Source organism: Massilia sp. (assembly GCF_046293535.1).
Classification (GTDB): Bacteria; Pseudomonadota; Gammaproteobacteria; order Burkholderiales; family Burkholderiaceae_D; genus Telluria.
In genome coordinates, this window is sequence record NZ_JBKBOV010000017.1 from 73,033 (window position 1) to 87,262 (window position 14,230).

The window sequence follows — 14,230 nt, forward strand, 5'->3', positions numbered from 1 at the left end:
TCCCGCCCGCGCAGGCGCTTACTTGTCGGTCGGCGGCGCCTTGCCGGCTGGCCCGCCGGCATCCCACTGGCGCTTGAGCGCCGGGATCGCCGCCGGCTTCCATGGCTTGACCGGCTGCTCCTTGAGCTTCTGCTCGAGCAGCCCGATCGCCACTTCAAGCTGGCGGTCGCGGCCTTCGAAGGTCTCGTGCGGCAGGTTGTCGACCTCGACGTCCGGCGCCACGCCCACGCCTTCGATCAGCCATTCGCCATCGGCCGCGAACTGGCCGAACTCGGCCACGCGTGCCCGGCCATTGTCGGCCAGGTTGTTGCCGTCGCTGAGCCAGACGCCGGCGCCGGCGGTGCGTTTGCCCACCAGCGGGCCCAGTTTCAGGGCCTTGACGCCGGCCGCGAAGGTTTCGCCGTCCGAGTAGGTCAGCTCGTCCATCAGCACCACCAGGTGGCCGCGGAAGGTGTTCTGCATGTTCGACTGCGGCAGGTTGCCGTTCGCGCTCCAGAACGCCCACGAGCGGCGCAGCAGCTTCTCGATGATCCAGCTGTCGATGTTGCCGCCGTTGTTGCGGCGCACGTCGATGATCAGGCCTTCCTTGTTGATGTTGGCGTAGAAGTCGCGCGCAAACGCGTTGATGTCGCGCGCGACCATGGCGCGCAGGTGCAGGTAGCCGACCCTGCCCTTCGAGGCCTGGTCGACCTGCTGGGCCCTGCCCTGTTCCCAGTCCGAGTAACGCAAGCTGGCGTGGCGCGCCATCGAGACCGGCGTCACGATGACGGGACGCGTCTTGCCGCCCGGGCTTTTCACGTGCAGCAGCACCTGCTTGTCGGCCTGGTCGAGCAGCAGGTCGGCGATGTCGCGCGCCTCCACCAGGGACTTGCCGTTGACGGCGGTGATGACGTCGCCTTCCTTCACGCCGACGTCCGGCGCCGCCAGCGGGCCGCGTTCCGACGGCAGTTCCGGTTCGCTGCGGTAGACGCGGTCGACACGGAAGCCATCGCCCACACGCGACAGCACGGCGCCCAGGCTGGAGGGCACACCCTCCCCTGCGGCGCGGCGCACGTCGCCCGGGACGATCTGCGAGTGCAGCGCGCCGAGTTCGCCCACCATCATGCCCAGTACGTCGTTGAGCTCGGCGCGGTCGGTCACGCGCTCGACCAGCGGCGCGTAGCGCTGGCGCACGGCAGCCCAGTCGATCCCGCGCATGTTGGCGTCGTACAGGAAGTCGCGGTGCATGCGCCAGGCGTCGTTGAACATCTGCTGCCACTCCAGGCGCGGATTGGTGCTGACCGCCCAGTCGTCGATCTTGATGCGCGCCTTCGACACGTCGGCCGGGGCCTTGGCGCCGGCAGCGACCATCAGCATCTCGCCGGGTCCGCTGGCGTGGAAGCTGCGGTAGAAGACGTGCTTGCGGTCGGCGCTCAGGCCGAACTCGCGCACATTGTTCACGAAGGTCTCGAACTGTGGGCTGCTGCGCGAGATCTCGAGGGTCTTGAGCGCGCCGCTGCGGCCGTTGTCCGATTCGAGCACGTACAGACGCTTCTCGTCGATGGCCAGGGCGCGGTAGTTACCCGGCGGGACCGGCACTTCGTAGAGGCGCTCGCGCAGGCCGGCATAATCGATGGCCGGGGTCGGCGCCGTGGCCTTCGGATCCGCGGCGTTTGCCGCGGCGGTGGCTGCGGCGGCCGCGGCGACGGCGGCGGTCTTGTCGGCCTCTTCCTTGCCGGGGGTCTGGACCGCGGCGCGCGCCGCGGCCTCGGGCGAGGCCACTTCCGGCTTGGTCAGCTCGTCTTCGGGCTTGAAGGGGAAGCGCACGCCGGGCTGCAGCGCCAGCGCGTAGATGCCGACGCGGCGGTCGAACACCGGGCCCATGTTGCGGTCGCCCCAAGGACCGTTATTACTCACGTTGAAGTGGCGCGCGGACAGGAAGTACAGCCACTTCCCGTCCGGCGAGAACACCGGCGAGTGGGCCGTGTAGCGGTCGGTGGTGACGAAGCTCACGCGTTTCGAGGCCAGGTTGACCATGCCGATCTGGTTGCGCTGCTCGCTGCTGCCGACCCTGACAAAAGCCAGGTTGCGGCTGTCCGGCGACCACACCACCTGGTCCGGACTGTCGGCGCCGACCTGCTTCGCGTCGTCGATGATGACGTTGGTCTTGGACTGCAGGTCGAGCAGCCAGGTGCGGCCCTTCTTGTCGGTGTGGGCGAGATACCTGCCGTCCGGCGACGGATAGATGCCGGAGCGGTGGCTGGCGCCGTCGATGGTGAGACGCTCGCCCTTGCCCGAGCCGTCGGCGGCGTAGCGCCAGATCTCGTTTTCGCCAGTGGTGTCCACGAAGGCGTAGACCCACTTGTCGTCGTGGCTGAACACGGCGGACCTGGCGCGCGCCCCGTCCGGCACCGCGATCTCGACCCGGCGGTAGCTGCCGGTGCCGGCGATCGTGACCTTGCCGCGCGCGGTCAGCACGATGCGCTGGGCCTTGTTGGCGACGTCGATATTCGTGAGCGCGTCGAGCGGCGAGCGCACCCGGCGGGTGCGCTGCTGGTCGAAGTCCGAGACCAGGCTGGCCTTGATGAGCGTATCGCCGCCGCTGGCGATGTCGAACACGCGCAGGTCGGCGCCCAGCTGGTAGGCGATGCGGCCGTCGCCCAGCGAAGCGGTGCGCACGTCCCATTCGGTGTGCCTGGTGTGCAGCTTGCGGTCGCTGCCGTCGGGCAGCGCGGACCAGATGTTGTCGGCCCCGCCGGCATCGCTGATGAAGTAGATGCGGCCCTGCCACCACATGGCGCGGCGGTTGTTGGCATCGTCGTCCTTGAACAGGCGCGTGGCCTCGCCCTTGGCGCCGAGTTCGAACCGCCACAGCTGGGCATGGGCGCCGCCGCGGTAGGCCTTGACGTTATCGTTGGTCATCGACAGGCCCATGCGCGTGAAGAACACGGTGCGGCCGTCGTCGCTCAGCACGGCGTCGTTGGCGTCGGCCAGCGGCAGCACGCGGCGCGTCATCCTCACCGGGTCGAGGGCGGCGACGATACGGTGTTTCGACGGTCCCACCGAATTTTCGGTGCTCACCAAGACTTCGCCCTGCGCGGTCCAGCCCAGCACGGTCACGCCGCCGTTTTCAAAGGTGATGCGCTTGGGCAGGCCGCCCTCGATCGGCATCACATAGGCTTCCTGGGCGCCCTCGTACGAGGCGGCGAAGGCGACATGCTTGCCGTCGTGCGAGATCGCGGCCTGGGTTTCGCTGGAGGGGTGGGTGGTCAGGCGGGTCGCCTTGCCGCCCTGGATCGTCGTGCGCCACAGGTCGCCCTCGGCGGTGAAGACGATGCTGTCGCCGCGGATGGCGGGGAAACGGAAGTAAGGGTCGGCGGCGACGGCCTGGCTGCCGATCAGGGCGAGCGACAGGGCGAGGATGGTGCGGGACAGGGGCATGTTTTGCAGTGGCAAGGTTTACTCAAGAGGAAGAGTTTGCCACAGGTGAAAGCTGTGTACGACGTGCATACATGCAAAAAAGCTGGGGGTGGTGGTGTGCACGCTGGATTGGGTTCCGGCCTGCGCCGGAACGACGGTCTTCAGGTCGCGGACTATGCAGAAGCTGATGGTCAGCTCACCCAGCACGTCATTCCCGCGAAGGCGGGAATCCAGGTTTCCAGGTAAACCGCCCGCACAAAATAAAACCGCGCTTGACGCGCGGTTTTATTGAACGACCGAAGATCATTCGATCTCGACCGTCTCGGCCGGAGCCGGCGGCGGCAGTGCATCGCCTTCCGGGAACTCGAGGACGACGTCGTCCTTCTCGTTCAGGTCCACCGTCACCCGGCCACCGTTGACCAGGCGGCCGAACAGCAGCTCGTCGGCCAGCGCCTTGCGGATCATGTCCTGGATCAGGCGCGACATCGGACGGGCGCCCATCAGCGGATCGAAACCCTTCTTGCCGAGGAACTTGCGCAGCTTCTCGGTGAACACGGCTTCCACCTTCTTCTCGTGCAGCTGCTCTTCCAGCTGCATCAGGAACTTGTCCACGACGCGCAGGATGATGTCCTCGTCCAGCGCGCGGAAGCTGATGATCGCGTCCAGGCGGTTGCGGAACTCCGGCGTGAACATGCGCTTGATGTCGGCCATCTCGTCGCCCTGCGCCTTCGAATCCACGAAGCCCACCGAGCGCTTGGTCAGGCTCTCGGCGCCCGCATTGGTGGTCATGATGATGATCACGTTGCGGAAGTCCGCCTTGCGTCCGTTGTTGTCGGTCAGCGTGCCGTGGTCCATCACCTGCAGCAGGATGTTGAAGATGTCCGGATGGGCTTTCTCGATCTCGTCCAGCAGCAGCACCGCGTGAGGCTTCTTGGTGATGGCCTCGGTCAAGAGGCCGCCCTGGTCGAAGCCGACGTAGCCCGGCGGCGCGCCGATCAGGCGCGACACCGCGTGGCGCTCCATGTACTCGGACATGTCGAAGCGCACCAGCTCGATGCCCAGGATGAAGGCCAGCTGCTTGGCGACCTCGGTCTTGCCGACGCCGGTCGGACCGGAGAACAGGAAGGAGCCGATCGGCTTGTCCTGCTTGCCCAGGCCGGCGCGCGCCATCTTGATGGCCGCCGACAGAGCTTCGATGGCGGGATCCTGGCCGAACACCACGTTGCGCAGGTCGCGGTCGATGGTCTGCAGCTTGCTGCGGTCGTCCTGGTTGACGGTCTGCGGAGGAATCCGCGCGATCTTGGCGATGATGTCCTCGATCTCGGTCTTGCCGATGGTCTTCTTCTGCTTCGACTTCGGCAGGATGCGCTGGGCCGCGCCCGCTTCATCGATGACGTCGATGGCTTTATCGGGCAGGTGGCGGTCGTTGATGAAGCGCGCCGCCAGCTCGGCCGCGGTCGACAGCGCCGAGGCCGAATACTTCACGCCATGGTGCTCTTCGAAGCGCGACTTCAGGCCGCGCAGGATCGCCACGGTCTGCTCGACCGAGGGTTCGTTGACGTCGACCTTCTGGAAGCGGCGGGACAGTGCATGGTCTTTCTCGAACACGCCGCGGAATTCCGTGAACGTGGTCGCGCCGATGCACTTGAGTTGGCCGTTGGCCAGGGCGGGCTTGAGCAGGTTCGATGCGTCGAGCGTGCCGCCCGAAGCCGAACCGGCGCCGATGATCGTGTGGATCTCGTCGATGAACAGGATGCCGTTCGGAGTGTCCTTGAGCTGCTTGAGCACCGCCTTCAGACGCTGCTCGAAGTCGCCGCGGTACTTGGTGCCGGCCAGCAGCGCGCCCATGTCGAGCGAGTACACGACGGCGTTCTGCAGGATCTCGGGCACGTCTTCCTGGACGATGCGCCATGCCAGGCCTTCGGCGATGGCGGTCTTGCCGACACCGGCCTCGCCCACCAGCAGCGGATTGTTCTTGCGGCGGCGGCACAGGATCTGGATCACGCGGTCGACTTCTTCCTCGCGCCCGATCAGCGGATCGATCTTGCCGTCGGCGGCCGACTTGTTCAGGTTCTGGGTGAACTGGTCGAGCGGGCTTTCCTTGGCCTGGCCTTCGACCTGCGCTTCTTCCACGCCTTCCGACGCCTTGCTGGTGTCGAGCTGCTGGTCCTTGCGCACGCCGTGCGAGATGAAGTTGACCACGTCGAGGCGGGTCACGCCCTGCTGGTGCAGGTAGTAGACGGCATGGGAATCCTTCTCGCCGAAGATCGCGACCAGCACATTGGCGCCGGTGACTTCCTTCTTGCCGTTCGAGGCCGACTGGACGTGCATGATCGCGCGCTGGATCACGCGCTGGAATCCGAGCGTCGGCTGGGTGTCGACCTCGCCCGTGCCGGGCACGGTCGGGGTGTTATCACCGATAAAATTAGTCAAGGTCTTGCGCAGGTCTTCGATATTGACCGCGCACGCACGCAGGACTTCGGCGGCTGATGGGTTGTCGAGAAGGGCCAGCAGCAGGTGTTCCACGGTGATGAATTCGTGGCGGGCCTGGCGGGCTTCGACAAAGGCCATGTGTAGGGATACTTCAAGTTCCTGCGCAATCATACTTCCTCCATCACGCACTGCAGGGGGTGCCCTGCCTTACGCGCATGCGTTAAGACAAACTCCACTTTGGTACACGCTATATCTTTGGAAAACACCCCACAGACGCCCTTGCCATGCCGATGCACGGAAAGCATGATCTGGGTCGCCGTCTCGCGATCCTTGTTGAAGTACTCCTGGATGATCGCAACCACGAATTCCATCGGCGTGTAGTCGTCGTTCAGCAACGCCACCTGATATAAGGGTGGCGGTTTTACGGTTTGCCGCTCCAGCAGCTGTTCGGTGTCATGCTTCGTAGCCATGGGCGTATTCTAATGCTTTCAATATCTGTGCCAAGCGTAAACATCAGCTTGTTTTCATGTGCTTCCATGTTACTGGTTTTCCGATGAATGCGCAGATGGCGATCCAATTGACGAAATCAAGAGTCGTGTTACCTCTGCCGTGAAAAATTTGGCAACACCCCCCTAAAACCGCTTGACTTCAGTGATTATTCCACCAACAATGCAGTCATTGACATTGTACTTATGTACTTGTTGATAAGAAGTGAGCAGGCTGAGGAGGGGGCAAGAAGCTTCTTGCTTTTATGGCTCGTGTGATTAGTTAAAATTTGAAAGTTCTTTTATGGCAACTGGTACTGTTAAGTGGTTCAATGATTCCAAAGGCTTTGGCTTCATCACTCCTGATGACGGCGGCGAGGATCTGTTCGCACACTTCTCCGCGATCAATATGAACGGTTTTAAGACCCTCAAAGAAGGTCAAAAAGTCCAATTCGAAGTCACGCAAGGCCCGAAAGGCAAGCAAGCTTCCAATATCCAGGGCATGTAATCTTTCCCCTCCCGGAAGCGAAGAACCCCGCCGCAAGCGGGGTTTTTTTTCGCCCTGCTCTTCAAGTCCCCTCCCCCTGGCCACGAGCATAATCCAGTTCCGCCGAGAAGTCGCGGGCGTCTTTCAACAGTGCGGCGATGCGCTCGTCGCTGACCGAGTCGCCGCGCTCGAGCCGGGCGTCCTCTTCCCAATAAAAAACGCCCCGGGCGCCGGCGCGCACGGGGCTCGTCGATCATGGCCGAAGCCTGGATGGGGCCTGTTACATCTGCTCGATCATCACTTCGCCGAAGCCCGAGCACGACACCTGCGTGGCACCTTCCATCAGGCGCGCGAAGTCGTAGGTGACTTTTTTCGAGGTGATCGCGCGCGCCATCGCGCTGATGATGAGATCGGCAGCTTCGGTCCATCCCATATGGCGGAGCATCATCTCCGCCGAAAGGATGAGCGAACCCGGGTTCACGTAGTCCTTGCCGGCGTACTTCGGCGCGGTGCCGTGGGTCGCCTCGAACATCGCCACCGAATCGGACATGTTGGCGCCCGGCGCGATGCCGATACCGCCTACCTGGGCCGCCAGCGCGTCGGAGATGTAGTCGCCGTTCAGGTTCAGGGTGGCGATCACGCTGTACTCTGCCGGGCGCAGCAGGATCTGCTGCAGGAAGGCGTCGGCGATCGAATCCTTGATGGTGATCTCGCGGCCGCTCTTCGGGTTCTTGAACTTGCACCATGGGCCGCCGTCGATGAGCTCGGCGCCGAACTCGCGCTGCGCCAGCGCATAGCCCCAGTCGCGGAAGCCGCCTTCGGTGTACTTCATGATGTTGCCCTTGTGGACCAGGGTCACCGAGGGCTTGTCGTTGTCGATGGCGTACTGGATCGCCTTGCGCACCAGGCGCTCGGTGCCTTCGCGCGAGACCGGCTTGATCCCCAGGCCCGAGGTTTCCGGGAAGCGGATCTTCTTGACGCCCATCTCTTCGGTCAGGAACTTGATGAGCTTCCTGGCGCCTTCCGAACCTTCGGCCCATTCGATGCCTGCGTAGATGTCTTCCGAGTTCTCGCGGAAGATCACCATGTCGGTCTTTTCCGGCTGCTTCAGCGGCGAAGGCACGCCGGCAAAATAGCGCACCGGACGCAGGCAGACGTACAGGTCGAGTTCCTGGCGCAGCGCGACGTTGAGCGAACGGATGCCGCCGCCCACCGGGGTAGTCAAGGGACCCTTGATCGAGACCACGTAGTCCTTCACCGCGTCCAGGGTCTCGGCGGGCAGCCAGACGTCGGGGCCATAGACCTGGGTCGACTTCTCGCCGGCGTAGATTTCCATCCAGCTGATTCTGCGCGCGCCGCCATAGGCCCTGGCCACGGCCGCATCCACGACCTTGAGCATGACCGGGGTGATGTCGACGCCGGTGCCGTCACCCTCGATGTAGGGAATGACCGGATTGTCCGGCACGTTCAGCGAGAAGTCGGCGTTGACGCTGATTTTCTGGCCGTCGGCCGGGACCTTGATATGTTGGTACATCATGCTCTCCCATGTGGTCGCGTGGCAGGCCGCGTCGCGGCGTCGGGCCCGGCCCGCATTTCATCTACAATGTGGAATACGGCTGCAAGTCTTGTATAAGACACCTTCCCAGCATCTTGCATTATGCACCAGTATTTTCCGAGGCGCTACGCAGCACCTTTTATGTACCGATTCACACTCCATGCCTCTGATCCTGTTCAATAAACCCTTCCAGGTGCTGTGCCAGTTCTCCACGCAGGACGGCCGCGAGACCCTGGCCAACTACCTGGACATCCCGAACATCTACCCCGCCGGCCGGCTGGACGCCGACAGCGAAGGCCTGATGCTGCTGACCGACGACGGCAAGCTGCAGCACAAAATCGCCCATCCCGACCACAAGGAAGCCAAGACCTACCTGGTGCAGGTGGACGGCGTGGCTGACGCTGGCGCGCTGTCCCGGCTGCAGGCGCCGCTCGACCTGGGCGACTTCGTGACCAAGCCCTGCCGCGCGGTGCGCATCGCGGAGCCGGCCTGGCTGTGGCCGCGCAACCCGCCGATCCGCGCGCGCCAGGACAAGCCGACCAGCTGGATCGCGATCACGCTGGAAGAAGGGAAAAACCGGCAGGTGCGCAGGATGACCGCGGCGGTGGGATTGCCGACCTTGCGGCTGGTACGATCGAGCATCGGACCGTTTTCGCTGGCGACGCATCCTTTGATGCCGGGGGAGTTCATTGAGGTGCCAGCGACGGCGTTACGTTAAGAAATAAGGATCAGCACCGCTAGCTGATAGACCGTCGTTCCCGCGAAGGCGGGAACCCAATTTTCGCGAATGGTCGATGACGTCGACTCCGGACCAGAAATTGGATCCCCGCCTACGCGCACTGCTGTCCGGGATAATTTCATCTAGCCACAGATCGTCGTTCCCGCGTAGGCGGGAACCCAATTTTGGGTGAAATATCGTGGCGCGCGATAACGGCCCGCAACGGGATTGGGTTCCGGCCTTCGCCGGAACGACGAGTTAGGTGCTTAAAGTTTGCTTGTTGGATACGCTTACACCGCCGCCGTTTCCCTAAACCCCTATTAATGTAGAGTTAGCGATTATCCCGGACAGCAGTGCGCCTACGCGGGGATGACGGTGCGAGCGGTAGATGAATAAAAGAACGCCGGCGTATAGCCGGCGTTTTCATTCGATGCAGTCTATCGCTTACGCCGCGAACGACTCCAGCGCGGCGTTGAAGGTCGCGCTCGGACGCATCACGGCTTTCACCTTGGCGTCGTCGGCCTTGTAGTAGCCGCCGATGTCGGCCGGCTTGCCCTGCACCGCCAGGAGTTCCTGAACGATCTTCTGCTCGTTCTCCGCCAGCTGCTTGGCCAGCGGCGCGAACTTGGCTGCCAGTTCGGCATCCTCGGTCTGCGCGGCCAGCTCCTGGGCCCAGTACATCGACAGGTAGAACTGGCTGCCGCGGTTGTCGAGTTCACCGGTCTTCGGCGACGGCGACTTGCGGTTGTCCAGCAGCTTGCCGGTGGCGGCGTCGAGGGTCTTGGCCAGCACCTTCGCCTTGTTGTTGCCGGTCTTGATACCCAGGTCTTCCAGCGACACGGCCAGGGCCAGGAACTCGCCCAGCGAATCCCAGCGCAGGTGGTTCTCTTCGGTCAGCTGCTGCACGTGCTTCGGCGCCGAGCCGCCCGCGCCGGTTTCGTACATGCCGCCGCCGGCCATCAGCGGGACGATCGACAGCATCTTGGCCGAGGTGCCCAGTTCCAGGATCGGGAACAGGTCGGTCAGGTAGTCGCGCAGGATGTTGCCGGTCACCGAGATGGTGTCCAGGCCGCGCGAGACGCGCTCCAGGGTGTAGCGCATCGCACGGACCTGCGACATGATCTGGATGTCCAGGCCGGTGGTGTCGTGATCCTTCAGGTAGGTCTTGACCTTCTTGATCAGTTCATTCTCGTGCGGACGGTACGGGTCCAGCCAGAACACGGCCGGCATGCCCGAGTTGCGCGCGCGGGTGACCGCCAGCTTGACCCAGTCGCGGATCGGGGCGTCCTTGGTCTGGCACATGCGCCAGATGTCGCCGGTTTCCACGTTCTGGCTCATCAGGACTTCGCCGGTAGCCAGGTCGGTGATGTTGGCCACGCCGTCTTCCGGGATCTCGAAGGTCTTGTCGTGCGAGCCGTATTCCTCGGCCTGCTGCGCCATCAGGCCCACGTTCGGGACGGTGCCCATGGTCTTCGGATCGAAGGCGCCGTGCCATTTGCAGAAGTTGATGATCTCCTGGTAGATGCGGGCGAAGGTCGATTCCGGGATGACGGCCTTGACTTCCTTCAGGGAGCCGGTGGCGTCGTACATCTTGCCGCCGGCGCGGATCATGGCCGGCATCGACGCATCGACGATCACGTCGTTCGGCGAATGGAAGTTGGTGATGCCCTTGGTCGAGTCGACCATGGCCAGTGCCGGACGGTTTTCCTGGCAGGCGTGCAGGTCGCGCTCGACTTCTTCGCGCTGCGAGGCCGGCAGCGCGGCGATCTTGTTGTACAGGTCGGCCATGCCGTTGTTGACGTTGATGCCGAGGCTGTCGAACAGGGCGCCGTGCTTCTCGAACGCCTCTTTGTAGAACATGCGCACGCAGTGGCCGAACACGATCGGGTGCGAGACCTTCATCATGGTCGCCTTGACGTGCAGCGAGAACAGCACGCCGGTTTCCTTGGCGTCAATGATCTGCTGCTCGTAGAAGGCCAGCAGGGCCTTGCGGCTCATGAACATCGAATCGATGATCTCGCCGGCCTGCAGCGCGACCTTCGGCTTCAGGACGATGGTCTGGCCCGACTTGGTGACCAGTTCCATCTTGACGTCACGCGCGCCGTCCAGGGTCATCGACTTTTCGCCGTGGTAGAAGTCGCCGTGGGTCATGTGCGACACGTGGGTGCGCGATGCCTGCGACCATGGCGCCATCGAGTGCGGGTTCTTGCGTGCGTATTCCTTGACGGCCTTCGGGGCGCGGCGATCGGAGTTACCTTCGCGCAGGACCGGGTTCACCGACGAACCGATGCACTTGCCGTACTTGGCCTTGATGGCCCGCTCCTCGTCGGTCTTCGGGTCGGCCGGGTAGTCCGGCAGATTGTAACCCTTGCCCTGCAGTTCCTTGATGGCGGCGACCAGCTGGCCCACCGAGGCCGAGATGTTCGGCAGCTTGATGATGTTGGCGTCCGGCTCGAGCGTCTTCTTGCCCAGTTCGGTCAGCACATCCGGGACGCGCTGTTCCGGAGTCAGGTTTTCCGGGAACTGCGCCAGGATACGGGCGGCGACCGAGATGTCGGCCTGCTCGACCTTGATGCCGGCCGGCTTGGTGAAGGTGCTGACGACAGGCAGGAAGGCGTGGGTCGCCAGCAGCGGGGCCTCGTCGGTCAGGGTGTAGATGATGGTCGGATCACTGCTCATACGCTTTTTCCTCGATGATCATGCGGGTCGCACGATGTCAAAAAACAGGTGGTAACGCTCAGGTCTTGAAGTCGGGACTTCGCGAAGTCTTCTATAAGACATAAGACGGCGTTTCACATTATGCACCAGTATTTTACTGTGCGCCATGGGTTTTAAACTTAAGACCGTTCGCCGGGCCACGCGGATTCGAAGCGAGCGCGAGGATATACAGCAAACGACAAAACCCGCCGGACTTGACGTCGGGCGGGTCTTGCTCTGCACAGAACTGCCTGCGCGGCCTAGGCCGCACGCACCTCGCTAATTAAGCGGACAGTGCCTTCAGGGCAGCGGCCAGGCGGCTCTTGTGGCGGGCTGCCTTGTTCTTGTGGATGATCTTCTTGTCAGCGATGCTGTCGATGGTCGACACGGACTGCTGGAAGATGGTGGTTGCAGCGGCCTTGTCGCCAGCCTGGATGGCCTTGCGAACTGCCTTGATCGCGGTACGCAGGGTCGAACGCTGCGACGAGTTGTGTGCGTTTTGCTTAACTGCTTGACGAGCGCGTTTGCGCGCTTGTGCGGTATTTGCCATGAAATTTCCTAAATCGGGGTCAAGTTGCGTTTGCAAACATTCGCGAGTGAAACTGGCGCCTCATGTCCGACGAGTGCCTGCCCAACGATTCGTGTCTGCTAACAGAATTCAGTACAGCCCACGATTATAGCGAACGAAAGCACTTAGAGCAATTCATAATTCAAACATTGTCGCCTTGGAGCACGTGCGCCGGCACTTACGGGACTATTGCCCAAGTATAATCCCGGGCCATGAACCTGCTCCGTACCCTCGCCGCTATTTCCAGCATGACCATGGTGTCCCGCGTCACCGGCCTGCTGCGCGACAGCCTGTTTGCCGCCACCTTCGGCGCCTCGAATTTCACCGACGCGTTCAATATCGCCTTCCGCCTGCCCAACCTGCTGCGCCGACTGTTCGCGGAAGGCGCCTTTTCCCAGGCCTTCGTGCCGATCCTGACCGAGTACAAGACCAAGCATGGCCAGGAAGCCACGAAAACCCTGGTCGACCACGTGGCCACCGTGCTGGTCTGGGCGACCGTCCTGACCAGCATCGTCGGCATCGTGGCGGCGCCGGTGCTGATCTACCTGATCGGCGGGGGCCTGCAGCGCGAACCGGAAGCCTTCGACGCCGCGGTGCTCATGACGCGCATGATGTTCCCCTATATCGCCTGCATGGCCTTCGTGGCCCTGGCCAGCGGCGTGCTCAACACCTGGCGCCACTTCAAGATCCCGGCCTTCACGCCGGTGCTGCTGAACATCTCCTTCATCGTCTCGGCGCTGGTGCTGTCCGACTGGTTCGAGCAGCCGATCTATGCGATGGCGGTGGGCGTGTGCGTGGGCGGACTGGCCCAGGTGGCGATCCAGATTCCGTCCCTGGTGAAGCTCGGCATGCTGCCGCGCCTCTCGCTCAATCCCCTCACCGGCCTGCGCGACAGCGGCGTGCGCCGCATGCTCGGCAAGATGGGGCCGGCCGTGTTCGCGGTGTCCGCGGCCCAGATCAGCCTCCTGATCAACACCACCATCGCCGCCAGCCTGGCGGCGGGCGCGGTGACGGCCCTGCAGTACGCCGACCGCCTGATGGAATTCCCGACCGCCTTATTGGGCGTGGCCCTGGGCACCATCCTGCTGCCGAGCCTGGCCAAGGCGAATACCGAGGGCGACACCCAGGAATACTCCTCGCTGCTGGACTGGGGCCTGCGCCTGACCTTCCTGCTGGCCGTGCCCTCCTCGGTCGGCATGGCGACGCTGGCGGTGCCGATGATCGCCACCCTGTTCCACTACGGCGTGTTCACCGCCGCCGACGTGTCGCACTCGGCGCTGCCGCTGATGGCCTACAGCGCCGGCCTGCTCGGCTTCATCCTGGTCAAGACCCTGGCGCCGGCCTTCTACGCGCGCCAGGAGGTGCGCACCCCGGTGAAGATCGCGGTCGGCGTGATGGTGGCGACCCAGTTGCTGAACCTCGTGTTCGTGCCCCTGTTCGGCGTGGCCGGCCTGGCCCTGTCGATCGGCGTGGGCGCCTGCATCAATGCGGCTTTTCTCTACACCGGCCTGCGCCGGCGCCACATCTACGTGCCGCAGCCCGGCTGGGGCAAGTTCTTCCTCAAGCTGCTGGTCGCGGTGAGCGTGATGGGCGCGGTGTCCTGGTTCGGCCAGGCGCAGTTCGACTGGATCGCGCTGCGCGCCACGCCGCTGCTGCGCGCCGGCGCGCTGGCGGCGATCATCGCGGTGGCCGCTTGCGCCTACTTCGCGGTGCTGCTGGTGCTGGGCTTCCGCCCGCGCGACTTCAAGCGCCGCGCCAAGTAAGTCTAGCGCCCGGAATCCTGCGATTGTCCGGGCGGTTCCTTCGCTTCCTTCTCTTCCGGCTCGGCCGCCTCGGCGGGCTCGTCCGCCGGCGGCACATCCCTCGGTGGCTCCGGCTCGGGTTCCGG

At 63.7% G+C, this 14,230-nt stretch carries 10 protein-coding genes; 3 read left to right on the forward strand and 7 right to left on the reverse strand.

Annotated elements, in window-relative coordinates:
- Window positions 1-18 precede the first annotated feature (18 nt).
- The 3 genes from ACK4S9_RS11530 to clpS all read right to left on the reverse strand — a co-directional run bounded on the left by ACK4S9_RS11530 (window position 19) and on the right by clpS (window position 6,302).
- The gene (locus ACK4S9_RS11530) at window positions 19-3,420 is read right to left on the reverse strand and encodes a S41 family peptidase (protein ID WP_409725669.1); all 3,402 of its coding nucleotides are present in this window, start codon (window positions 3,418-3,420) and stop codon (window positions 19-21) included.
- Window positions 3,421-3,702: 282 nt separating this feature from the next.
- A complete protein-coding gene (clpA, locus tag ACK4S9_RS11535; protein WP_409725671.1) occupies window positions 3,703-6,003 on the reverse strand; it encodes an ATP-dependent Clp protease ATP-binding subunit ClpA in 2,301 nt (766 codons plus the stop codon).
- Complete coding sequence (gene clpS / locus ACK4S9_RS11540) at window positions 6,000-6,302, reverse strand: ATP-dependent Clp protease adapter ClpS (RefSeq protein WP_027864722.1); 303 nt, start codon at window positions 6,300-6,302, stop codon at window positions 6,000-6,002. Before clpS ends, clpA begins: the two co-directional genes overlap by 4 nt.
- A 319-nt stretch (window positions 6,303-6,621) precedes the next feature.
- On the opposite strand from clpS, the gene ACK4S9_RS11545 reads away from it, so the two are divergent.
- Window positions 6,622-6,825, forward strand: a complete 204-nt coding sequence (locus ACK4S9_RS11545) for a cold-shock protein (protein WP_020653506.1) — start codon at window positions 6,622-6,624, stop codon at window positions 6,823-6,825.
- 61 nt (window positions 6,826-6,886) lie between these two features.
- On the opposite strand, the gene ACK4S9_RS11550 is transcribed toward ACK4S9_RS11545, so the two are convergent.
- Window positions 6,887-7,045 carry a hypothetical protein gene (locus tag ACK4S9_RS11550; protein WP_409725674.1) on the reverse strand — a complete coding sequence of 53 codons (159 nt, stop codon included), beginning with the start codon at window positions 7,043-7,045 and terminating at the stop codon, window positions 6,887-6,889.
- Between the two features lie 39 nt (window positions 7,046-7,084).
- On the reverse strand, window positions 7,085-8,338 hold the full coding sequence (icd, locus tag ACK4S9_RS11555) for an NADP-dependent isocitrate dehydrogenase (RefSeq protein ID WP_409725684.1): 1,254 nt from the start codon (window positions 8,336-8,338) through the stop codon (window positions 7,085-7,087).
- Window positions 8,339-8,519: 181 nt separating this feature from the next.
- On the opposite strand from icd, the gene ACK4S9_RS11560 reads away from it, so the two are divergent.
- Window positions 8,520-9,077, forward strand: coding sequence for a pseudouridine synthase (locus ACK4S9_RS11560; RefSeq protein WP_409725676.1), 558 nt, complete (start codon window positions 8,520-8,522; stop codon window positions 9,075-9,077).
- 444 nt (window positions 9,078-9,521) lie between these two features.
- On the opposite strand, the gene ACK4S9_RS11565 is transcribed toward ACK4S9_RS11560, so the two are convergent.
- Together ACK4S9_RS11565 and rpsT are read right to left on the reverse strand one after the other, a co-directional pair.
- Window positions 9,522-11,756, reverse strand: a complete 2,235-nt coding sequence (locus ACK4S9_RS11565) for an NADP-dependent isocitrate dehydrogenase (protein WP_409725678.1) — start codon at window positions 11,754-11,756, stop codon at window positions 9,522-9,524.
- Window positions 11,757-12,057: 301 nt separating this feature from the next.
- Entirely contained in the window at window positions 12,058-12,324 is a 267-nt protein-coding gene (rpsT, locus tag ACK4S9_RS11570; protein WP_027864728.1) for a 30S ribosomal protein S20, read from the reverse strand.
- 230 nt (window positions 12,325-12,554) lie between these two features.
- Here rpsT and murJ point away from each other — a divergent pair, with 230 nt between their 5' ends.
- Window positions 12,555-14,105, forward strand: coding sequence for a murein biosynthesis integral membrane protein MurJ (murJ, locus tag ACK4S9_RS11575; protein WP_409725680.1), 1,551 nt, complete (start codon window positions 12,555-12,557; stop codon window positions 14,103-14,105).
- The last annotated feature ends 125 nt before the right edge of the window (window positions 14,106-14,230 follow it).